Annotated in this window: 19 protein-coding genes; 6 read left to right on the plus strand and 13 right to left on the minus strand. The window is 59.1% G+C overall.

All coding sequences use genetic code 11. The annotated features are described in order from the left end of the window. Positions 1-24 precede the first annotated feature (24 nt). Positions 25-1,044 carry a rod shape-determining protein gene (locus tag DWW03_RS11820; RefSeq protein WP_010266755.1) on the minus strand — a complete coding sequence of 340 codons (1,020 nt, stop codon included), beginning with the start codon at positions 1,042-1,044 and terminating at the stop codon, positions 25-27. A 185-nt stretch (positions 1,045-1,229) separates the two neighbouring features. Between DWW03_RS11820 and DWW03_RS11825 the strand changes: the two genes are divergently transcribed. Together DWW03_RS11825 and DWW03_RS11830 are read left to right on the plus strand one after the other, a co-directional pair. Then, the gene (locus DWW03_RS11825; protein WP_022061247.1) at positions 1,230-2,237 is read left to right on the plus strand and encodes an NAD(P)H-dependent glycerol-3-phosphate dehydrogenase; all 1,008 of its coding nucleotides are present in this window, start codon (positions 1,230-1,232) and stop codon (positions 2,235-2,237) included. Positions 2,238-2,248: 11 nt separating this feature from the next. Then, complete coding sequence (locus tag DWW03_RS11830; protein ID WP_118406798.1) at positions 2,249-3,580, plus strand: glucose-6-phosphate isomerase; 1,332 nt, start codon at positions 2,249-2,251, stop codon at positions 3,578-3,580. A gap of 134 nt (positions 3,581-3,714) precedes the next feature. Here DWW03_RS11830 and DWW03_RS11835 read toward each other — a convergent pair whose 3' ends face one another. The 4 genes from DWW03_RS11835 to DWW03_RS11845 form a co-directional block, all read right to left on the minus strand. After that, the gene (locus DWW03_RS11835) at positions 3,715-4,548 is read right to left on the minus strand and encodes a WG repeat-containing protein (RefSeq protein WP_118406790.1); all 834 of its coding nucleotides are present in this window, start codon (positions 4,546-4,548) and stop codon (positions 3,715-3,717) included. A 20-nt stretch (positions 4,549-4,568) separates the two neighbouring features. Then, a complete protein-coding gene (locus tag DWW03_RS16475) occupies positions 4,569-5,141 on the minus strand; it encodes a hypothetical protein (protein ID WP_022061785.1) in 573 nt (190 codons plus the stop codon). A gap of 138 nt (positions 5,142-5,279) precedes the next feature. Further along, entirely contained in the window at positions 5,280-6,617 is a 1,338-nt protein-coding gene (gene gdhA, locus DWW03_RS11840) for an NADP-specific glutamate dehydrogenase (protein WP_022061784.1), read from the minus strand. Between the two features lie 112 nt (positions 6,618-6,729). Then, a complete protein-coding gene (locus DWW03_RS11845; protein ID WP_118406791.1) occupies positions 6,730-9,711 on the minus strand; it encodes a PEP/pyruvate-binding domain-containing protein in 2,982 nt (993 codons plus the stop codon). Positions 9,712-9,799: 88 nt separating this feature from the next. Here DWW03_RS11845 and DWW03_RS11850 point away from each other — a divergent pair, with 88 nt between their 5' ends. The 3 genes from DWW03_RS11850 (at position 9,800) to DWW03_RS11860 (ending at position 13,253) form a co-directional block, all read left to right on the plus strand. Beyond that, positions 9,800-11,008 (plus strand): hypothetical protein, encoded by a 1,209-nt coding sequence (locus tag DWW03_RS11850; RefSeq protein WP_015547274.1) that lies wholly within the window; start codon positions 9,800-9,802, stop codon positions 11,006-11,008. Between the two features lie 86 nt (positions 11,009-11,094). Continuing rightward, complete coding sequence (gene gcvT, locus DWW03_RS11855) at positions 11,095-12,195, plus strand: glycine cleavage system aminomethyltransferase GcvT (RefSeq protein ID WP_118406792.1); 1,101 nt, start codon at positions 11,095-11,097, stop codon at positions 12,193-12,195. A gap of 89 nt (positions 12,196-12,284) precedes the next feature. Next, entirely contained in the window at positions 12,285-13,253 is a 969-nt protein-coding gene (locus DWW03_RS11860; protein ID WP_118406793.1) for a dihydroorotate dehydrogenase-like protein, read from the plus strand. Positions 13,254-13,426: 173 nt separating this feature from the next. Here the strand turns inward: DWW03_RS11860 and DWW03_RS11865 are convergent, their stop codons facing one another. The 6 genes from DWW03_RS11865 to ftsY all read right to left on the minus strand — a co-directional run bounded on the left by DWW03_RS11865 (position 13,427) and on the right by ftsY (position 19,158). Further along, complete coding sequence (locus DWW03_RS11865) at positions 13,427-14,050, minus strand: HD domain-containing protein (protein ID WP_015547272.1); 624 nt, start codon at positions 14,048-14,050, stop codon at positions 13,427-13,429. A gap of 162 nt (positions 14,051-14,212) precedes the next feature. Beyond that, on the minus strand, positions 14,213-15,760 hold the full coding sequence (rny, locus tag DWW03_RS11870; protein WP_022062503.1) for a ribonuclease Y: 1,548 nt from the start codon (positions 15,758-15,760) through the stop codon (positions 14,213-14,215). Between the two features lie 365 nt (positions 15,761-16,125). Next, positions 16,126-16,425, minus strand: a complete 300-nt coding sequence (locus DWW03_RS11875) for a cell division protein ZapA (protein WP_015547271.1) — start codon at positions 16,423-16,425, stop codon at positions 16,126-16,128. Between the two features lie 64 nt (positions 16,426-16,489). Further along, positions 16,490-16,810, minus strand: a complete 321-nt coding sequence (locus tag DWW03_RS11880; protein WP_015547270.1) for a hypothetical protein — start codon at positions 16,808-16,810, stop codon at positions 16,490-16,492. A gap of 64 nt (positions 16,811-16,874) precedes the next feature. After that, positions 16,875-18,173 carry a 30S ribosomal protein S12 methylthiotransferase RimO gene (gene rimO, locus DWW03_RS11885; RefSeq protein WP_015547269.1) on the minus strand — a complete coding sequence of 433 codons (1,299 nt, stop codon included), beginning with the start codon at positions 18,171-18,173 and terminating at the stop codon, positions 16,875-16,877. Further along, complete coding sequence (gene ftsY, locus DWW03_RS11890; protein WP_015547268.1) at positions 18,160-19,158, minus strand: signal recognition particle-docking protein FtsY; 999 nt, start codon at positions 19,156-19,158, stop codon at positions 18,160-18,162. The genes rimO and ftsY overlap by 14 nt, the downstream gene beginning before the upstream one ends. 356 nt (positions 19,159-19,514) lie before the next feature. On the opposite strand from ftsY, the gene DWW03_RS11895 reads away from it, so the two are divergent. After that, positions 19,515-20,399, plus strand: a complete 885-nt coding sequence (locus DWW03_RS11895; protein ID WP_229096027.1) for a hypothetical protein — start codon at positions 19,515-19,517, stop codon at positions 20,397-20,399. A gap of 73 nt (positions 20,400-20,472) precedes the next feature. Here the strand turns inward: DWW03_RS11895 and DWW03_RS11900 are convergent, their stop codons facing one another. Together DWW03_RS11900 and DWW03_RS11905 are read right to left on the minus strand one after the other, a co-directional pair. After that, a complete protein-coding gene (locus tag DWW03_RS11900; protein ID WP_022062506.1) occupies positions 20,473-21,708 on the minus strand; it encodes a glycosyltransferase family 4 protein in 1,236 nt (411 codons plus the stop codon). 6 nt (positions 21,709-21,714) lie between these two features. Continuing rightward, positions 21,715-22,914 carry a glycosyltransferase gene (locus tag DWW03_RS11905; protein ID WP_022062507.1) on the minus strand — a complete coding sequence of 400 codons (1,200 nt, stop codon included), beginning with the start codon at positions 22,912-22,914 and terminating at the stop codon, positions 21,715-21,717. Between the last annotated feature and the right edge of the window lie 89 nt (positions 22,915-23,003).

The raw sequence follows: 23,003 nt of genomic DNA on the forward strand, positions 1-23,003 counted from the left end.
GGAAGACGGCCGTTATCGCAAGAATCACTTCATCAGGAACGAGAACCGGTTGATATTCTTCAGCGCGATTCCTGTTCCGCGGGCGATGGCCCGCAGCGGGTCTTCGGCGATGTGGAACGGAATGCCGGTCTTTTCGTTCAGCCGCCGGTCGAGTCCCTTGATCAGCGCGCCGCCGCCGGCGAGGTAGATGCCGTTCTTCACGATGTCGGCGTACAGCTCGGGCGGCATGGATTCGAGCACCTTCATCAGCGCCGCGTCGATCTTCGTGAGCGACTTTTCCAGCGCGTAGGCGATTTCGCTGTACGAGAGCGACACGGTCTGGGGCAGTGCGGTCAGCATGTTGGGACCCGTCACGACGAAGTCCTCGGGTTCCTGCTCCAGGTCCGAAACGGCGGCGCCGATCGAACATTTGATCGCCTCGGCCGTGCGTTCGCCGATGCGGATGTTGTGCTGCTGGCGGACGTAGCTCTGGATGTCGTTGGTGAAGACGTCGCCCGCGGTGTTGATCGACTCCGAGCAGACGATGCCCCCCAGCGAGATGCAGGCGATCTCCGACGTGCCGCCGCCGATGTCGATGACCATGTTGCCTTCGGGGGCCTCCACGTCGAGACCCGCGCCGAGCGCCGCGGCCATCGGTTCGTAGATCATGTAGACTTCGCGTCCTCCGGCGTGTTCGGCCGAGTCGCGCACGGCGCGTATTTCGACGTTGGTCGACCCGGAGGGAATGCAGATCACCATGCGCAGCGAGGGTGCGAAGAGGCTGCCCGAGGTCTTGACCTTCTTGATCATGCCGCGCAGCATCAACTCCGTGGCGTTGAAGTCGGCGATCACGCCGTCTTTGAGCGGACGGATGGTTTTGATGTTCGGGTTGGTCTTCTCGTGCATCTGGCGGGCCTGCTGGCCGATGGCCACGAGCTTGCCCGTGTGGACGTCCAGCGCCACGATCGAAGGTTCGTCGACGACGACCTTTCCGTTGTAAATTATCAGCGTGTTGGCCGTTCCGAGGTCGATGGCCAACTCCTGTGTCAATGAAAAAATTCCCATATTCTTACACCCAACTGTTCTGTTTCGTGAAATGCTTTATTCTCAATCCGATATGCACCCGCAACGTCGCTTCGGGCTTCGGCGGATGACATATCCCGACAAAGGTAGCAAAAAGCCCCGGAACTTTTTGTATTTTATTCTGATTTTTTTTAATTACATTTGTGCTGGAAAAACTGAATCTCCGCATGGAATACAAAATCGGAACCGATGCCCGCTGTGCGGTCATCGGCTATGGAAGCTGGGCGACGGCCATCGTCGGACTGCTTGCAGCCAACGGCCGGCGCGTAGGGTGGTATGTCCGCAATCCCGAGGTGCTCGAATCGCTGTGCTCGGACGGCCGCAATCCCCGCTATCTGAACGATCTGGAGTTCGACCGCAACAGCATCGCCCCCTCTTCCGACCTCGACGCCGTGGTGCGCGACGCCGACATCGTGATCCTCGCCACGCCTTCGGCCTACCTCAAGGATTTCCTCGCCCCGCTGACCGTTCCGCTCCGTGACAAATTCGTCGTTTCGGCCATCAAGGGCATCGTCCCGGGCGACTATCAGACCGTCGTGGAGTACATCCACGACCATTACGGGCTGTCGTATAGGCAGATCGGGCTGGTGACCGGGCCTTCGCACGCCGAGGAGGTCTCGCGCGGCAAGCTTTCGTACCTCACGGTCGTCTGCGCCGATCCCGAAAACGCGCGGCGCATCGGCGAACGCTTTGCCGGGGAGAACATTCGCCTCAGCTATTCCGCGGATCTCTATGGCGTCGAATACGCCGCAATTCTCAAGAATATCTACGCCCTTTCGGTCGGCATCGCCGTGGGGCTGGGCTACGGCGACAATTTTCTGGCCGTGCTGATCGCCAATGCGGCGGGCGAGATGACGCGTTTCCTGGAGGAGAGTTATCCCGATGAGCGCAACACGCAGGTCTCGGCCTATCTGGGCGACCTGCTGGTGACCTGCTATTCGACTTACAGCCGCAACCGCCGGCTGGGGCTGCTCATCGGCCACGGCTGTACCGTCAAGAGCGCCCTGAACGAGATGACGATGGTCGCCGAGGGCTATTTCGCGGCCGACTGCATCCGTCACATCAACTTCCGCCACCGGGTCGACATGCCCATCGCCGACATGGTTTACCGGGTGCTCTACGAGGGCGCCTCGGCGCGCAGGTGCATGCAGGAACTGACAACCAAATTAATTTAGTTAGCGATATGATGAAAAATGTGAAATTGGACATTGCCAAGACGGGCATTGAAATTTCCGCCGACATCGAGGCCAAAGCGCAGACAGCCAATGCCCTGCTGCATTCGGGCAAAGGCGCCGGCAACGATTTTCTGGGTTGGGTGCACCTCCCCTCCTCGATTTCGGAGAACGAGATCGACGCCATCCGGAAGGAGGCTGCGAAACTGCGCTCGAAGGCCGACGTGGTCGTCTGCATCGGCATCGGCGGCTCGTACCTCGGCGCCAAGGCCGTGCTCGAAGCCATGAGCGACCCCTTCAAACTGCTGCACAAGGAGCAGAAGGACCCCACGGTCATTTTCGCCGGACAGAACATTTCGGAGGATTACACCGCCGAACTGCTCGCCGCGCTGAAGGAGCATTCGATCGCCGCCATCGTGATTTCGAAGTCGGGCACGACGACCGAGCCGGCCATCGCGTTCCGCCTCATAAAGGCCGAGATCGAGAAGCGTTACGGCAAGAAGGAGGCTGCGGAGCGCATCGTGGCCATCACCGACAAGGCGCGCGGGGCGTTGAAGACGCTCGCCACGCAGGAGGGATACCCGACGTTCGTCATTCCCGACGATGTGGGCGGACGCTTCTCGGTGCTGACCCCCGTGGGGCTGCTGCCGCTGGCCGTCGCCGGTGTGGACATCGCGGCCCTCGTCCGCGGTGCGCAGGAGATGGAGAAGGCCACGGCCGAAGGCGTCGCTTTCAAGGAGAATCCGGCAGCCGTCTACGCCGCCGTGCGCAACATCCTCTACGACGGAGGCAAGAAGATCGAGATTCTGGGTTCCTACGAGCCTAAACTGCAATATATCAACGAGTGGTGGAAACAGCTCTACGGCGAGAGCGAGGGCAAGCAGGGCAAGGGCATCTTCCCGGCGAGCGTCACGCTGACGGCCGACCTGCACTCGATGGGCCAGTATATCCAGGACGGCGAGCGCACCCTGTTCGAGACGATCATTTCGGTGGCCAAACCCGCCGCCGAAGTGCTGATCGAGGCTGACGGGGAGAACCTCGACGGGCTGAACTTCCTGGCCGGGAAGCGCATTTCGGAGGTCAACCGCATGGCCGAGCTGGGCGTTCAGCTGGCCCACGTGGACGGCGGCGTGCCGAACATCCGCATCGAGATTCCCGAAATCTCGGAGAGCGTGATCGGCGGCCTGCTGTACTTCTTCGAGAAGGCCTGCGGCATCAGCGGCTATATGCTGGGCGTGAATCCCTTCGACCAGCCGGGCGTCGAGGCCTACAAGAAGAACATGTTCGCCCTGCTGGACAAACCCGGCTACGAGGAGGCTTCGAAAGCCATCAAGGCCCGTTTGTAAAACGGGTTTCAGGGGCGTGGGCGGCGGCGTTTCCGTGCCGCTCCTGCGCTTCCATCCGGCTGGTTTCTAAAGCCGATACCGAAAAAGCCAATCCCCGCCGGGGATTGGCTTTTTTTATTTATTGGCCGCGGCGTTTATTGACCGCGCACCCGTCGGCCTTTCTCGGTGAAAATCTCTGTTTCGCCCTCTTTCTGCATATAGAGCAGTTTTTCCCGGAAACCGCCGTTCGGAGCCGCGACGCTCTTTCCGGCTTCTGCCGTGTCGGCCTGCGTGTCGATAACGGTATGCCCTTCTTTGTAATAAACAGCGTCGTAGACGCACGGGACGATCGGTCGGCCGCGGTCGTTCAGCACGCCCCACTTGCCGTCGCGCCGGACGATTGTGAATCCGGGGGTGGCTATGAGCAGGTACGCCAGCTCATAGACGCACGGCACGACGAGGCGGCCTTTCGGATCGATGCAGCCCCATTTCCCGTCGGCGAAGCCCAGGTTCTGCAACCGGGTGTCCGCGAAATCCGTGCGACCGTCGTTCACGAACGCCACCTTGTCCCGGACCGGGAAGATGAACCCGTAGAACGGCGTGACCCGGTTGCCTTTCCGGTCGATCAGGGCCGTTGGGCAATCCGAGAGAATCGGCACTTTGAATTTGTCGACTTCGTTTTTGACCATCGCGACGCTCTTGTCGAACCCGTATTCCCCGAAACTGCCGCACCAGTCGTATTGCAGGGGGACGGCCGTTGCGCCCGAGGGGTCGATGAACCCCCATTTGCCGTTGAGCCGTACGGCGGCCCGGTCGCCGATAAACTGCCGGGCATCTTCGTAACGGGCATTCCCGAAAACGGCGTGGCCGTATTCGTCGGTGAAATAACACGGCGCTCCGCCGCGGGTTCTGTTCATGTAGAGCAGTGGACATTGCGAGGCGGCGCACGACGACAGCGCGAGGCAGGCGATTAAGAGGTAAGGACGCATTTCGAAAAGATGACTAATAATTAATTGGGCCAGTCTTGATATACTATTGCCTCAAAGTTGGGGACGCTTTCTGCACTTACCGAAAGCCAACATTCGCTTCTGCAATTTGTTTCATATTTATATGTTCTGCCGACAATATTTCTACTGCCATCAGCCATTATTTCATATATATCTTCAGCCGTTTTCAGCCTTGCACTCAATGAATTGATATCACTACGCCAACTGGGACTTGATGAATAAATTATAAAAGGCTTTCCTTCACGTCTTATTGCAGAACATGAAATACCTCTGAAACAAATCCCAGAAGGTCCTTTTGATGAGCAGAATGATCCATTATATTGAATGTAATAACCAGGTTCACGATCAAATATTTTTGCAAAGCGAAACTCTGGTTCTCGTTCTAAAAAGGGTTGTACAAAATCTATAGCTTCAGCGTACGTTAGATTATTTGAAGTAAACCGTGGCGAAATTTCATCTTCGCCCGGAACTTTGGTTTCTGGAGGCGTCACTTCTCCCAACTCCGTTTTTGAGCATGATGAAAACAATGCTCCAGTGGCTAATGCCAAGGATAAAAGCGTAACAATTATTTTCATAAGGCTTAATATTTAAAGAATGATGAGTAAAATGTACATAATAATATTCAGAAATGCAATTAATAAGGCATATATTTTCTAAAAATACAAAAAAGGCGGAGCTGTCGACAGCTCCGCCTTTCGTTCGTGCTATTTATTTTACAGCACTCCCTGCTCGACCATCGACTTGGCGACTTTCATAAAGCCCGCGATGTTCGCGCCCTTCATGTAGTTGAGGTAGCCGTCCTTCTCGGTGCCGTACTCCACGCAGGCGTGGTGGATCGACGACATGATCTGGTGCAACTTGGCGTCGACCTCCTCGGCCGTCCAGTTGAGTTTCTGCGAGTTCTGCGTCATTTCGAGACCCGACGTGGCCACGCCGCCGGCGTTCACGGCCTTGCCCGGTCCGTAGGGAATCTTCGCCGCGATGAAGGCGTCGATGGCCTCCGGGCGGCAGCCCATGTTCGAAACCTCGGCCACGACCTTCACGCCGTTGGCCAGCAGCCGTTTGGCGTCCTCGCCGTCCAGCTCGTTCTGCGTGGCGCACGGCATGGCGATGTCCACCTTGACCTCCCACGGTTTCTTGCCCGCGAAGAACTGCGAGCCGGGGAACTTCTTGGCGTAGGGTTCCACCACGTCGTTGTTCGACGCGCGCAGTTCGAGCATGTAGGCGATCTTCTCGGCGTCGAGACCCGCAGGATCGTAGATGTATCCGTCGGGACCCGAGATCGTCACCACCTTGGCGCCCAGTTCCGTGGCCTTCGTCGCCGCGCCCCAGGCCACGTTGCCGAAGCCCGAGATGGCGATGGTCTGGCCCTTGATGTCCATGCCGGCCTTTTCGAGCATCTGACGCAGGAAATAGACGGCTCCGAAGCCCGTCGCCTCGGGACGGATCAGCGAACCGCCGTAGGTCATGCCCTTGCCCGTCAGCACGCCGGTGTTCTCCTGGGCCAGCTTGCGGTACATGCCGTAGAGATAGCCGATTTCGCGTCCGCCGACGCCGATGTCGCCTGCCGGAACGTCGGTCTGCGGACCGATGTGACGCCACAGTTCGGTCATAAAGGCCTGGCAGAAGCGCATCACCTCACGGTCCGACTTGCCTTTGGGGTTGAAATCCGAACCGCCCTTCGCGCCGCCCATCGGGAGGGTCGTCAGCGCGTTCTTGAAGATCTGCTCGAAACCGAGGAACTTCAGGATCGAGGGGTTCACCGAGGGGTGGAAGCGCAGTCCGCCCTTGTAGGGGCCGATGGCGTTGTTGAACTGCACGCGGTAGCCCGTGTTCACCTGCACGTCGCCCTTGTCGTCGACCCATACGACCTTGAACGTGAAGGTTCGGTCGGGTTCCACGATGCGTTCGGCGATGCGGTTTGCCTCGAATTCCGGGTGCTGGTTGTAAGCATCCTCCACGGTCATCAGAACTTCGCGCACGGCTTGCAGGTATTCGCTTTCGCCGGGGTGCTTGCGCTCGAGTTCCGCCATAATTTTGTTAACGTTCATAGCTCTATCGGTTTTTGGTTGGTTTGCATCTCCTGTTCGGATTCTATCTTTTCACAAATATAAAAATATTTCCGACAGATTGTAATCTTTTCGGGGAAATTTATTTAAAATCCTAATCGTTTTTCCCCTCGCGTACCATGCCTTTGTTCGAACGCCCATCGATGCAGACCCACAGCGGGCTGTCGAAGCGCACCTGCCGCAGGTACGTTCCGTCGTACAGCGCCTGTCGGGCGTCGAGTTCCTTTTCGCGGAAGAGGCCGTCGCCGCGGAAGGGGTTGATCGTCAGGTAACCCACGCCCAGCGAGGTGACGTTCTGGAAGAAGTGCGTGCCCTGCGAAGGCTCCACGTCGAACTTTTCGATGCCGCATTCGACGATCACCCTGGCCTCGGAGATGTGGTTCCACTTGACCGGAACCCCGAGGAACGGGTCCGAGGAGCCCCAGCGGCCGGGTCCCACGAGGATGTACGGCCGCCCCTGGTCGCGCATGCGGTTGTTGAGCGTCAGCAACTCTTCGGCGATCTTCTCGGTCGAGAGCGAGTCGAAGGCCTCGGATTTCACATAGATGATGTCGGCGATGTCGGTCATCTGCCCGATGCCGAGGGCCTGCTCGCCGTAGATCAGCGCGCGGGAGGCGTCGACCTCGTTCCAGTCGATGGACCGGTTGTCCTGGTTGTCGATGATCGGACGGATCTGCAACAGGTTGAAAACCTGCCGCTGTCCGGGCGCCACGTCCATGTTGACGGCGAATTCCACCTCCACGGGACAGCGCATCTCCTCGGCGCCCATCGTGAGGATGTCCGAGATGATTTCGGCCAGCGGGAAGGTGTTGTACTTGAGGATGTTGTTGAACGTGATGACCTTGCGTCCCTGGTCGAACGGGCTGTCGGAGATGCGTTCGTTCTCGCGGTCCCAGACCGAGCAGACGAATTTCGAGTTGCGGAAGCCGCCGATCTGGGTGAGTCCCAGCCGGCGCAGGTTCACCGCGTCGTCGATCGACGTGCGGAACTCCTCGGGCCGCAGGCTCAGGGCGAGCACCTCGTTCTGCGTGTCGCGCAGCGCCAGTTCGGGCGTCGAGGTCTGGAGCACCTTCTGCGGGTAGCGGGGCGAGAAGCGCAGCGTGCGTCCGCCGTCCACGACCAGTTTGCCCAGGCCCATGGCGATGTTGCAGACGCCGTCCTCCGGGCGTTCGTCGCCGATGGGGTAGTAGTTGATCGAGCGGGCCACGCCCGAACAGGTGGGGAAGTACAGCCCGTCCTGCTCCGTGCCGCACACTTCCTGGATGATCACGGCCATCTTCTCCTCCGAGATGAGGTTCTGCGACGACTGGATGTAGGCCCTCGACGCCGCGAAATAGACCGAGGCGTAGACGCTTTTGACCGCCTTGAGCAGCAGGCGCAGCATCTGGTCCTCGTTGTCGACGTAGGGGATCATGTAGGTCGAGTAGATGCCGGCGAAGGGCTGGTAGTGCGAGTCTTCGAGCTTCGACGACGAGCGGATGGCCAGCGGCGTGCGCACGGTGCGGATGTAGCTTTTCAGCGCCTCGCGCAACCGGAACGGGAGTACCGAGCTGACGAATTCCGAGAGGATCTCCTCGTCGGAAAAATCCTGCGAGATGATGTATTTCAGTCCGTTGTGGCGGATGAAGTCGTCGAAGAACTCCGTGGCGATGACCACCGACCGCGGGATCATGATGCGCACGTTTTCGTGCTTGTCGTACTGGCGGTGTTTCATAAGCATCGAGTTCATAAACGCCAAGCCGCGGGCCTTGCCGCCGAGCGAACCCTCGCCGATGCGCGCGAAGGCCACGGCGTCGGAGTAGGTCTCGGTGTCGAAACGCGCCACGACGCCCTGCCCGAGCAGCGTGCGGTAGTCGCGGATGAGTCCTACCAGCACGCGGCGGTGTTCTTCGACCGACGAGAAGTGGCTCTTGTTATACTGGCGGATCGACGACGCCAGCGGGAACAGTCCCCGCGAGTAGAGCCATTTCGAGAGGTGATTCTGCGAGGTGTGGTATTCGAACGCCCGGTCGGGGATCGTGGCGATCATCTGCTGCATCTGCGTCAGGTCCTTCGCGCGGCCGATCTCGGCGCCCGTGTCTGGGTCCTTGAAAACGAAGTCGCCGAAGGCGAACTCTTTGGCGATGTAGTCGTGCAGCTGCGAGAGCAGCGTCTTGGAGTTCTTGGCGATGAATCCCGCACCCAGCTCCGCGGCCTGTTTGCCGAAAGCCACCTGCGACGACTGCAACAGTACGGGCATCAGCGGGTTATCCTCCCGGATGCGGCGGCAGAGGTCGATGCCGGCGTCGAGTTTCTCGCTCTCGGGCGGGTCGTTGCGGCGGAGTACGAACCCCACGTCGGAGATCACGCCCAGCAGGTTTTTCTTGTAACGCTCGTACAGTTCCACGGCCTCCTCGTAGCAGCGCGCCAGCAGGATTTTCGGGCGCGCGCGTTTGCGCAGCACCTGCTGCTGCTCGTTGAAGGCGTCCTTCAGGAATTCGGTGTTTTGCAGCAGCAGCAGTTTGTAGATCTCCGGTAAATAGGTGGAATAGAAGCGGATCGAGTCCTCGACCAGAAGGATGGCCTGCACGCCCCCTTCGCGGATGTCCTCGTCGGCGTTCATCTTGTCCTCGATCAGTTTGATGATGGCGATGATCAGTTCCGTGTTGCCGTGCCACGAGAAGATGTAGTCCAGTCCCGAGCGGTCCTGCTCCTCGATGCGGCGGTAAATATCCTTCGAAAAGGAGGTCAGCAGCGCCACGGGGGTGTTGGGGTGCCGCTCCTTGACGATCTTGGCGAACGAAAAAACGTCGGGTTCGCCGACGTTGTACATCGTGAGGATGAAATCGAACGAATCGTCCCGGTCCAGCGCCTCCAGCGCCTCGGCGGTCGAGCTGACGCGCGTCAGCGACGGCGGGTTCGACATGTTGAGGTCGATGTACTCCTGGTTGATCTGCGACTCGATGTGCCCGTCCTCCTCCAGGATGTACCCGTCGTAGCTGCAACATACGAGCAGGATTTTGTGGATGCGGTATTTCATGAAGCGGTAGGGGAGTTTGCTCCCGTCGGGCATGTATTGTTCCAGGCTTTTGTTCATTCGGATGCTAAATTTGTTCTACCAACAAAAATAAGGAAAAAATTGTTACCTTTGAAATCGGAAACGCTGAAAATAACCGCAAGACAAGATGAACAAGGAGAAATATACCCTGCAGGAGGTCACCACTCCCGCCCTGGAGCGCGAGTGGCTGGACTTTCCGAAACGAATCTATAAGGGAAACCGCAACTGGGTCTGCCCGCTGGACGTGGATGTCCTCGAGGTTTTCAACCCGTCGAAAAACGAACTTTTCGCCGACGGCGAGGCCATCCGCTGGGTGGCGCGCGACGCCCGGGGCGAGCTTGTCGGCCGCATCGCGGCGTTCTACAACCGCGAGAAGGCTTCGATCGAGGAGCAGCCCACGGGCGGCTGCGGGTTCTTCGAGTCGATCGACGACCAGCAGGTCGCCGACATGCTGTTCGAAGCCTCGCGCATGTGGCTGGCCAGCCGCGGCATGGAGGCCATGGACGGCCCGATCAACTTCGGACAGCGGCGCGACTGGTGGGGGCTGCTGGTCGAGGGCTACGAATTCCAGCCCCTCTACAAGAATCCCTACAATCCGCCCTATTACAAGGAGTTGTTCGAAAACTATGGTTTTAAGAATTATTTCAATCAGCACAGTTTTATCTGGCGGGTGAACGATTCGGAGGCCAACAAGCAGATTTTCGCCCGCGCCGAGCGTCTCTACACCGTGCCGGGTTACCGGGTCGAGAACATCGACATGAACAATCTGGAGGAGGCCGCCGAGAGTTTTCGCGTCATTTACAACAAGGCGTGGGCCTTGTTCTCGGGCGTCAAGCCGATGACGCAGGAGGAGGCGCTGGAGATGGTCCGGGAGATGAAACCGATCATCGACCCCAACATCATTTTCTTCGCCTATTTCAACGAAGAACCGATCGGATTTTTCATCACCGTTCCCGACCTAAACCGCCTGATCGGCAAATTCAACGGCAAATTCGGCTTGCGGCAGAAGCTGCGGCTGATGTGGGACCTGAAGGTGCGCAAGTCGTGCGACCGCATTTTCGGCATCATCTTCGGCATCACGCCGGAGTTCCACGGCAAGGGCGTCGAGTCGGCCATCATGGTCAAGTACTGGCAGTTCCTCGAGCGGACGAAGAATCCCTACAAGTCGATGGAGCTGGCGTGGATCGGCGATTTCAACCCCGTGATGAACCGCATGATCGAGACCTACGTCTGTGCTACGCGCCACAAGGTGCACACCACCTACCGCTACCTGTTCGACCGCACGAAGGAGTTCCACCGCTGTCCGCGCCTGGGCGTGAAGCGCCGTTCGGAATGATTTGTTGTGCTGCAAGTCTCTCTTTCCAACGGGAGATTTCGGAGGAATTTTGAATACATGAAGCCTGCATCAAACACTCGTTACATATGAAAACCACCGTATTCACCAAGTACCACATCGCCGCGGGCGCCAAGATGGCCGAATTCGCGGGATACAACATGCCCATCGAATTCACGGGCATCAACGACGAGCACATGGCCGTGCGCAACGGCGCCGGGGTCTTCGACGTGAGCCACATGGGCGAAATCTGGGTCAAGGGTCCCCGGGCGCTCGATTTGCTGCAACGCATCACGACCAACGACGTTTCGAAGCTCTTCGACGGCAAGGTGCAGTACACCTGCATGCCCAACGGCCGCGGGGGCATCGTCGACGACATCCTGGTTTACCGCGTCGACGCCGAAACCTACATGCTCTGCGTCAACGCCGCCAATATCGACAAGGACTGGAAGCATATCTGCGCCGAGGGAAAGGCCTTCGGCATGGAGGCGGGCCACGGCAAGGAGCTTTACAACGCTTCGGACGAAATCTGCCAGCTCGCCGTGCAGGGACCTCTGGCCATGAAGATCGTGCAGAAGATGTGCGACGAGCCGGTCGAGGAGATGGAGTACTACACCTTCAAAAAGATGAAGGTCGCAGGCTGCGACGCCATCCTTTCGATCACGGGCTATACCGGATCGGGCGGCTGCGAGATTTACGCGGCCAACGAAGACGGCGACAAACTCTGGAAAGCGCTCTGGGAGGCCGGCGAAGAGTTCGGACTCAAGAATATCGGTCTGGGCGCGCGCGATACGCTGCGTCTGGAGAAGGGCTTCTGCCTCTACGGCAACGACATCGACGACACCACCTCGCCGCTCGAAGGCGGACTGGGCTGGATCACCAAATTCGCCGAGGGCAAGGAGTTCATCGACCGCCCCCTGCTGGAGAAGCAGAAGGCCGAGGGCGTGACCCGCAGGCTGGTGGGATTCAAGATGATCGACCGCGGCATTCCGCGCCACGGCTACGAGATCGCCGCACCCGACGGCACGCGGATCGGCCATGTCACTTCGGGTACGATGTCGCCCTGCATGAAGGTCGGTTTCGGATTGGGCTACGTGACGCCCGAATACGCCAAGGCAGGAACGGAAATCGCCGTCGTCGTGCGCGAGAAACCCCTCCGCGCCGAAGTGGTGAAGATTCCGTTCGTTTAATCCGCTGCGGCGGGGCTGTGCCGAACAGCCGCCTGAGCCGGGCCAGTCCCGGCCGTGAAAGCGATTAGTAACTATAAAAAGCTCTTTTTATGAAAGCAAAATACCTCGGACTCGACCTTTCGAGTCCCGTCGTGGTCAGCAGTTCGCCCTATACGGCCACGGTGTCCAACATCGAACAGTGCGTGCGCAACGGTGCGGGCGCCGTGGTGCTGAAATCAATTTTCGAGGAGCAGATTTACCGTCAGGCCGCCTCGCTCGACCGTATGGAAGGTTACGGCGACGCCGGGGAATACCTCGAACGCTATCTGGGTGAAGCCTATAAGGCGGAGTTGCTGGAGTTGGTTTCCGATGCCGCCAAGACGGGCATTCCCGTCATCGGCAGCATCAACTGCGCCGGCGCGGGCGACGCGTGGATCGAATATGCCGCGGCCATGCAGCAGGCCGGCGCTTCGGCATTGGAGCTGAATATCTTCCTGCTTCCGACAGATCGTCGGGCCTCGGCGCAGGAGATAGAGAGCCACTATGCCGGCATCGTGCGCAAGGTTGTCGCCGAGGTGACGATTCCCGTGTCGGTGAAGCTGCCGATGCGCCTTACGAACGTACTGTCGGTCGGCGACGCGCTGCTGGGCCGCGGGGCCGGCGGACTGGTGCTCTATAACCGCTTTTTCGAGCCGGACATCGACATCGAGAAGATGTGCCTGGTGAACGGCGATCCGTTCAGCGAGCCGGGCGAACTGCGCAACGTCCTGCGCAGCACGGCGTTGTGCGCCCATGCGCTCCCGCAGCTGGACATCGCCGTTTCGACCGGCGTCCACGACGGGGCCGCCGCGGTCAAGTCGCTGCTTTGCGGAGCGGCGGCGGTGCAGGTCTGCACGGCGATCCACAAATACGGCTACGAGGTGATCGGGGAGATGAACCGGTTCATCGACGCGTGGGCCGCCCGCCAGGGTTTCGAGTCGCTCGACGAATTCCGCGGACGCATGGATTACGGCTCCTCGGAGGGCGATTTCTACCAGCGCGTGCAGTACATGAAATATTTCCCGCACGATACCGAGTAGACTCCGCGTCGTTTCGAACGCAAATCCCGGATGCCGGCAAAAGGCGTCCGGGATTTTTTTGCGGGCCGGTCCGGAGGCGGGCTGGTTCGGGAACGGGTCGTTTTGCAGGGCGCTGTGCGGCGCGGTCTCTGCAAAAGGTTTTCTTGCCCGGTGTTGCGCGGGGCGCCCGGGATTTACTCCGCGGTCTCCGTGTCGAACGCCGCGTCGAACATCTTCCGCAGCCGTTGCGGGTCGCGGATCACGCCGCGCAGTTCTTCGAGCCGCCGGGCGTTTTCCGACTCTGCGATCCAGAGCCGCAGGTAACCGCCTTCGGCGTATTTCTGCTGCAAATGTGCGAGACAACGGGCATACTGCTCCTCGCGGTCCAGTTCCGGACAGTGCGCCAGCCCGTACTGCACGGTGCGGCGGATGATCGTTTCGGGGTCGATCACCCGGTCGGCCTCGGCCACGATCCGGCCGTAAATGGTGCGGGGTTCGCCGTCCGACGAGGCGCGGTGGTCCTCCACGGCGTCGCGCATCACCGCGATCTGTTCTTCGGAGAACCAGCGGCGCAGTTCGGTGTCGGCCGCAAGAATGCGTCCGGCGTCGATGTGGTGCCGTTCGCGGCCGTTTGCGAGACCCGTGTCGTGATAGGCGGCGACGGTGTAAACCATGTCGGCGTCCGCGTCGTAATGTGCAGCCAGCTCAAGGCTCTGCGCAATGACCGTCCGGACGTGGTCCGTGCGGTGCGCGGCGTCGAAATCTTCGTATCTGGGAATGATTTCCCGTTCGATATATCGTTCGAGTTCCTTGTTCATGGATGTAAAGGTATGAAAAGTCTCTGAATAACCCTCCTGCCCTGCGGTTTCATTTTCATCCGCAGCGTCGGCGGGACGTGTGCGCATGAAAAGTCCCTCCTTATCAGGGGAGGGACTTGGGATTGCCGGACGCTGCCGGATGGCGTACCCGGGTCGTGACGGTTATTTTGCGTAGGAAACGGCCCGTGTCTCGCGGATGACGGTGATCTTCACCTGACCGGGATAGGTCATTTCGTCCTGAATCTTCTTGGCGATATCGTGCGAAAGTCCTTCCGATTCCTGATCCGAAAGCTTGTCGGCGCCGACGATCACGCGCAGTTCGCGGCCGGCCTGAATGGCATAGGTCTTGACGACGCCGGGGTATGACAGGGCGATGTCCTCCATCTCCTTCAGACGCTTGATGTAGCTCTCCACCACTTCGCGGCGCGCTCCGGGGCGTGCGCCCGAAATGGCGTCGCAGACCTGGATGATCGGGGCGATGAGCGAGGTCATCTCCACCTCGTCGTGGTGGGCGCCGATGGCGTTGCAGACCTCGGGCTTCTCCTTGAACTTCTCGGCGAGTTTCATGCCGATGATTGCATGCGGCAGTTCCGGTTCGTCGTCGGGCACCTTGCCGATGTCGTGCAGCAGGCCTGCCCGGCGGGCGATCTTGGGGTTGAGACCCAGCTCCGAGGCCATGATGCCTGCGAGGTTCGCCGTTTCACGGGCATGCTGCAACAGGTTCTGTCCGTAGGACGAACGGTATTTCATCTTGCCGATCATGCGGATCAGTTCGGGGTGCAGTCCGTGGATTCCCAGGTCGATCGTCGTGCGCTTGCCGACCTCGACGATCTCCTCCTCGATCTGCTTCTGAACCTTGGCGACCACCTCCTCGATGCGTGCGGGGTGGATGCGGCCGTCGGTGACGAGCTGGTGCAGGGCCAGACGCGCGATTTCGCGGCGTACGGGATCGAAGCCCGAGAGGATGATGGCCTCGGGGGTGTCGTCGACGATGATCTCGATGCCCGTTGCGGCCTCCAGGGCGCGGATGTTGCGGCCCTCGCGGCCGATGATGCGGCCCTTGACCTCGTCGCTCTCGATGTTGAACACCGTCACGGCGTTTTCGATGGCCGTCTCGGTCGCCACGCGCTGAATCGACGCCACGATGATGCGTTTGGCCTCTTTCGTGGCGGTCAGTTTGGCCTCTTCGACCGTTTCGTTGATGTAGGCGGCGGCTTCGGTCTTGGCCTCGGCCTTCATGTTCTCGATCAGGATGTTCTTGGCGTCTTCGGAACTCATGCCCGAGATCTGCTCCAGGCGTGCGTTCTGTTCGCGCTGCATCTGGTCGACCTCCTCCTTCTTGTGTTCGAGGATTTGCAGCTGGTTCTGCATCTGCTCTTTCAGACGGTCGTTCTCGCGGAGTTTGTTTTCCAGTTCGCGCTGCTGGTTTTGCAGGTTCTGCTCGATCTGCTTGGCGCGCTGCTCGCTCTGGGCGATTTTCTGGTTGCGCTCGTTGACCTGACGGTCGTATTCGCTCTTGAGCTGTATGAACTTTTCCTTTGCCTGAAGGATGCGCTCCTTCTTGATCATCTCTCCCTCGGCTTCAGCCTCCTTGACGGCGGCTTCGCGGCGCTTGCGGATCGACGTCTTGATCACGAGGTTCGTTACGACCGCGTAGATTGCGACGGCGACCACGGCAGAGATTGAGGCAGCCAAAATGATACTATACATGGGTCTTTGCTTGTTTGTTTTTAGTTATTAATTAGGGTTTTAATTGTAGCCATAAAAAAACCGCATAGGATTCCTTAATCTTGTTTGACGAATCTGCCGATCAGTCATGTGTGGGGGCTCCGACAATCGCAATCTTCCAACGGTACGCCGTAACGTACTCCCCGTGAGGGTGGTAAGGCCTGATTTTGAAACGCCTTGAGTTGCCCCAATTTAGTAAATGTTCAGTTTCGCAAAGCTATAAGGAATCTATGCGGGTAGATTCTTGTATGTAAAAGAACGTTTTTCGAACGGTGCGTGTCGTTCCGGGCGGTTTCCGCCCTTTCCCCCCCCCTCGCGGCCTTCCGTCTGCGGAGGCCTTCGGCCGGTTACTTTTTCGGGTCGTTCAGATACGCATCTATTTCCGTGCCGATTTTTTCGAGCTGTCGGAGGTCTTCGTCGTCCACCTCCCGGCTCTGCCGCATTCCGACGTTCGCGATGGCGAATTTCAGCGCGGTCATCGACAGGTAGTCCTGGTCGTTCCAGTTCTTGATATTCTGTTGTTTTATCAGCGCGAGGTAGCTGTTCACCTCCCGTTCGGCAAGCCGGTACATCTCCTCCTTCCCGCTCTCGATGTTGAACGGATAGCTTTTGCCTGCTATTTTGAGGGTTATTGCCTGTTTTGCCATTTTTTCGTTTCGTTTATTCCGTCGTCCTCTTCTCCGGCCTTCCGGCCGTTTTTCCCGGGGCCGTTTATTCGGCCTCCTGCGTCGTCGGGGCCGCCAGCGGCTGGCCCAGCAGCGCGATGCACTTGTCCACCTCCCGCATAAGACGGTTGACGCGCGCCCGCGCTTTTTCCCGGTTACGGCCTCCGCCCGCAAGCCCTTCGGTCAGCTGCATGCGCGCCAGTTCGGCATCCAGCTCCCGGACGCGCTCTTCGAGCGTGCGTTTCTCGGAGCGGAGCGTGTCGCGCTGTGCGGTCAGTTCCGCACAAAGGTCCGACAGCCTTTTGTGGTCGTCGATCAGCTGCCGCACGCGGGCTTCGATGTTCGTTATCACGCTCTTGTCGGCCATGACTTTCGGGTAAAGTTCCGGTTTACTTTTCAAAGGTACGAAAAAAACGCAAAAAAGCAAAAAATTATTTTGCGGCAATCTCCCCGTAGAGGTCGTAGTCGGCGGCCGAGGTGACCGTCACGTCGTAGAAGTGCCCGCGCAGCAGGCGGCGTTCCGAGGCGGGAATCAGGATCTCCTGGTCCACTTCGGGCGAATCGTACTGCGTGCGGCCGACATACCAGTCGCCCTGACGCGAATCTATGATCACCCGTTCGGTGCGCCCCACGCGGCGGCGGTTGTTTTCGAGCGAAATCTCGTTCTGTAAGGCCATTACGCGCTCCGCGCGTTGCTGCTTGATCGTTTCGGGAATGTCGTCGCGGAGGTTTTCGGCTGACCAGGTTCCCTCCTCCTCCGAGTAGGGGAAGACGCCCAGCCGTTCGAAACGCACCTCGCGCACGAACGCCAGCAGTTCTTCGAAATCGGCCTCCGTCTCGCCCGGATAACCCACCAGCAGCGTCGTGCGCAGCGCCAGGTCGGGGATCGCCCCGCGCAGGCGGCCGATCAGTTCCATGGCCTCGGCCTTAGTGTGGCGGCGGTGCATCGACGCGAGCTGTGCATCGGAAATGTGCTGGAACGGAATGTCGAGGTACTTGCAGATTTTCGGCTCCGAGGCCATCGCCTCGATCACCTCGTCGGGGAACCCGGCGGGGTAGGCGTAGTGGAGCCGGATCCATTCGATGCCGTCGATGCGGCACAGGCGGCGCAGCAGCTCGGCGAGCATCCGCCGGCCGTAGAGGTCGATGCCGTAGTAGGTCGTGTCCTGCGCGATGACCATCAGCTCCCGGACGCCCTGCCCGGCCAGCTTGCGGGCCTCCTCCTCCAGCTCCTCCATCGGGACGGAGACGTGTGCGCCGCGGATGAGCGGAATGGCGCAGTAGCCGCATTTCCAGTTGCAGCCTTCCGAAATTTTCAGGTAGGCGTAGTGTTTCGGGGTCGTCAGACGGCGTTCGGTGGCCAGCGCCGGGTCCTCCGAGGCTCCCAGTGCACGGACGATGCCGTCCCACGTGCGTGCGCCGAAATAGTCGTCCACCTCGGGAATCTCGGCCCGCAGTTCGTCGGCGTAGCGTTCCGAGAGGCATCCCACGACGAACAGCCGTTCGATCTTTCCGGCCTGCTTGGCCGCCGCGGCGCGCAGAATCATGTCTATCGACTCCTGCTTGGCGTCGCCGATGAATCCGCAGGTGTTGATCACCACGACCTTGGCGTCGGTGCGGTCGCTGTCGAAGAGGACCTCGTATCCGGCGGCGGCGAGCCGTGCCATCAGATGCTCGCTGTCGACGGTGTTCTTCGAACAGCCGAGCGTTATGACGTTAATTTTTTTCATGGCCGAACAATGCGTTGACGAACTCCTTCCGGTCGAAGATGCGCAGCTGGTCGATGCCTTCGCCGATGCCGATATAGCGCACCGGGATGTGGAACTGGTCGCTGATGCCGATCACCACGCCGCCCTTGGCCGTGCCGTCGAGCTTGGTGATCGTGAGCGAGGTGACCTGCGTGGCCTGCGTGAACTGCTTCGCCTGCTCGAAGGCGTTCTGTCCCGTCGATCCGTCGAGCACGAGCATCACCTCGTGCGGCGCGCCGGGAATCACTTTGCCCATGACGTTGCGGATTTTCGTCAGCTCGTTCATCAGGCCCACCTTGTTGTGCAGGCGTCCGGCGGTGTCGATCAGCACCACGTCGGCTCCGTTGGCCTTGGCCGAGGTGAGCGTGTCGAAAGCCACCGATGCGGGGTCGGAACCCATCTGCTGACGGATCATCGTCGCCCCGGCGCGGTCGGCCCACACCTGCAACTGGTCGATGGCCGCCGCGCGGAACGTGTCCGCCGCGCCGATCCAGACCTTCCGGCCCGCCTTGCCGAGCTGCGCAGCCAGTTTGCCGATGGTCGTGGTCTTGCCGGCGCCGTTGACGCCCACGACCATCACCACGTAGGGCTGACCTTCGGTGGCGTCGAGCCCGAAATTCTCCGACGAGCCGTGCGCATCCTCCATCAGCGTCGCGATCTCCCCGCGCAGGATAGATTGCAGCTCCGAGGCGTTCATGTACTTGTCCCGGGCCACGCGCTCCTCGATGCGGCGGATGATCTTCACGGTCGTCTCCACGCCCACGTCCGACGAGATGAGCACCTCTTCGAGGTCGTCGAGTACCCCGGCGTCGATCGTCGACCGGCCCGCCACGGCGCGCGCCAGTTTCGAGAAAAGCCCTGTTTTGGTTTTTTCCAGCCCGGCGGAGAGCTCCTCCTGCTGTTTCTGCGCCTGCTCCCCGGTGGGCGGCGTATCCTGTTTCTTTTTGAAAATATCGAAAAATGCCATGTCGTAAGGATTAATCCTTTGCAAAGATACGAAAAATGCAGGACGGTTCCAAAACCGGATTGCGGGCAATCTGACAAAACGTTCCGACCTCCTGAAAGTGCCGTTACGGCACCAAAGATACGAAAAATGCAGGATGGTTTCAAAACCGGATCGCGGGCAATCTGGCAAAACGTTCCGACCTCCTGAAAGCGCCGTTGCGGCGCCGAAGATACGAACAAGTCGGATGGGGCCAAAACCGAACCGCCTCCGGCGCGAAAAAAGGTTCCGACTCCTAAAAGTGTCGTCGCGACGCCGAAGATAACAAGAAAGTTTGAAAAAAAGCGTTATATTTGTCGTATATACCTGTATTGATAATGATGAAACGAACCATTCTGTTGTCGCTCGCAGCGTTGTGCTGCGCCCTGACGGCCGCCGCGCAGGACCTGATCGTCAAGACCGACGCCGCGAAAATCGAAGCCAAAGTGATCGAAATCACGCCCGAAGCGGTGCGTTACAAGCGTTTTTCGAATCCCGACGGTCCGACCTACGTGCTCCCCGTTGCGCAGATCCATTACATCCAGTATGCCAACGGCGAAAAGGAGTATTACACCAAAACCATTCCCGCGACGCCGCTGACTCCGGCCACCCCGGCCACTCCGGCTGTCCCGGAAGCGCCGGCCGTGCAGCCTGTTTCCGGAGGCCGGTACGTGCTTAAACAGTACGAAATCGGCGAACTCTACGACCAGAACGGCATCCGGGGAGTGATCTGCCAGCTTTCGGACGACCGCCAGCACGGACTGGTCGTATCGCTCGATGAAATCTACCTTCACTGGAGCGAGTTCCGCAAGCCGGACCTGCGCCTTGCGGGCGCCGACAACCGCACCGACGGGGTGGCGAACATGGAGAAGGTGGCGCAGTACATCGCTGCGAACAACCTTTCGTGGGACGATTTCCCGGCTTTCAAATGGTGCCGCGACAAGGGTGAAGGCTGGTATCTGCCGGCCATCGACGAACTGCTGACCATCGGCCACAACTACAACGGCGGCACCCGCGTACAGAACAACCGCCAGGCCCGCAACAAGTTCAACGATGCGCTCAAGGACGCCGGCGGCAAACGCATGGACCGCCTGGTCTACTATTTCTCCTCGACCGAGATGGACGAGAAGAACGCCTACACGACCCATATGGGCATCGAGCCTCCCTATGTGATCGAAATTCCGAAATACAACAAGTTCCTCGTGCGCGCCGTGCACAAGTTCTGACGCTGCGCGCAAAGACCGCAAAAAGACGGAGGTCCGCATCGGACGCTCCGTCTTTTTTGATGCCGGCTGTCGGTCAGATGCTTTCGATCAGCGTTCGCAGTTTCGGAATGATAATCTCCCAGTCGTAGTGTTCGCGCACATAGGCCGGGCCTTTTTCGCTCATTGTGCGCCGCAGTTCCGGATCGGAGAGCAGTCTGTGCAGTTTTTTGCGGAAGTCGCGGCCGTTATTATACCACAAGCCCGCGCCGCTCAGACGGCAATGGTCCTTCATCACCTTGCTGCGCCCGTTGACCAGCAGCGGTATGCGGCTCTGCATCCCTTCGAGCATCAGTAGCGAAAGGCTCTCCATCGGCGACGGGTTGACCATCACCGTGGCGTGCCGGACGATTGCGGTTTTTTCCTCGTCGGAGACATAGCCCGTGAAAAGAATGTCCGGCGAGTCGAACTTTCGGATCTCGTTTTCGAATCCGCCGACCAATACCAGTTTGGCGTCGCCGCCGTATTTTGCCTTGCAGCGCAGGAAGTAGGGCAGCAGTTTGTCCACTTTGGCTTTGGAGACGCGCCCCAAATAGAGCACGTATTCATCCGGAAGCTCGTATTTTGCCTTTACGCCGCTCCACTCTGCCTCCGGGGCCATTTCGATACCGCAGCCGACGATGCTGTTCGGGGCCAGGAACCGTCCGAAAACGCTGCGGCACAATTGCCGTTCGGCTTCGGTGTTGAATGCGATATGCCGTACCCGGGTGAACATCGGGGCGTTGATGCAGTAATAGAGCGGCTTGTCCGGGTGCGCCATCGGGATCAGCAGGCTTTTTTCCGGAGTGACGACCGATCCCAGAACCGCTTGGGGCGTGTAGAAGTTCGCGAAGATGAACGCTGCATATTCAGCCTTGTGGCTTTCGATATAACGCAGCAGGCCCGGGGCATGGGTCGCTGTCGATTCGTAGAAAGGCCGTTCGTTTTCAATCCCCGATTTCCACTCCGGGTGCAGAAAGGACGCCGCTCGCAGCAGGTTCAGCTTTTTCAGGTATTGCCGGATACGGCGTGCGGTCTTGTATTTTTTGCGGAAGGGCCTGAATTGCTCCTGGTCGATGGGCTGCGGCTTGAAACGGCGTATGGTGACGCCGTTCCAGGAGCTGACACCTTCCGTGTAATCCTGATCCGGGTGGTTGAAGGCCCGGATGGTCGTGGTCAGCACTTCGACCTCGTAATAGGGCAGCAGCCGTTCAGCAAGCATCTGGCAGTGAACTTCTGCGCCGCCGTTGATATTTTCGCCGTAACGGACGATGATGAATGCTATTTTTTTCATAATGAGTTATAACTTGCCGAACAGCGCGAGCCACTCTTGGCCGATGCATTCCAGATCATAGCGCTCTGCGGCCTTGTAGCAGTTTTCGCGCATTCGTTTTTGCAGCTCCTCGTCGGCCAGCGCGCGGTTCAGCAGTTCCGCATATTTGCGCAGACTGTATGCCGGGACCATGATTCCGCATTCCCCGTCGCAGGTGATTTCCCGGATGCCGGAATACGAGTCGAACGACACCGGAATGGCCCCGTACTGCTGCCCCTCCATCAGGCACATGGGCAGCCCTTCGAAGTTTGAAGTCAGGCAGACGAAGGTGGCCCGGCGGTAGAAGGGCGTGACATCGTATTGATAGCCTGCGAATTCAATCCGCTGCAATTTCAACCTGCGGGCCTGCTTCTCCAGATCGCCGCGTTCTTCTCCGTCGCCGACGATCACCAGCCGCCATTCGGGATTTTGCTGCTCGATGCGCTTCCATATTTTCAGCAGCCGGTCGATGCGTTTGTGACATCGCTGGAATCGTCCGGCGTAGAGAACGATCTTCTCTTTGGGCGTTTTCGCGGGTTCCTGTGTCGGCAGCATCGGATTGAGCATCGCGGTAAGGCGTTCGCGGGGGAAATTGCAGCCGGGAAGTCCCGACCGGCGGATCTCTCGTTCGAATTCGTCGCTGTAACCCGGGCATAGCGTCACGAACCGGTCCACGTTCGAGAGCACCCGGATGTACAGTTGGGCGTAACGTTGTTCGAGTTTGCGGGTTAGCCGGTAGGCGGGCTTGCGCAGAAGTGCGTATTCCAGCCTGCGCGTCAGTGTGGGACGAGGAATTTCCGACGACTTCTTGTGCTTCAGGTCGTATACCTCCCAGAATGGCGTGTTGTGCAGGCAGAAAATGATTTTGGCCGTGGTGCGCGTCCGGATCTGCTCGAATGCGATGTCGGTGGTTGCTTGTATGAACAGGACGTCTGCCCGCTCTGTTTTCAGCGATTCGCAGAGAAAGTCGGTATTTCGGGCTCCCGAAATCCGTTTGGTGTCGGGCAGCGGACGGATGTCGAAGATTTTTCGCAGTTCTTCGGTAAGCAGTTCCGCATTCGGCTTCCAGGTATAGAGAAGTACTCTGAAGCCGTGTTTGGCAAAGAAGCGGCCCAGGTTGCAGGTTACGACTTCGGCGCCGCCTGCCGGGAATGTATAGTGATAAAAGGCGATGGTTTTGACCTGCATACTCGGAATTTAATGTTCAAAAGTAATAAATTATTTTGATATGCGCGACCGGCGGGGCTGAAAACACAAAGGGCATCCCGAAAGATGCC

It is taken from the genome of Alistipes sp. AF14-19 (assembly GCF_003461645.1).
Lineage (GTDB): Bacteria > Bacteroidota > Bacteroidia > Bacteroidales > Rikenellaceae > Alistipes > Alistipes shahii.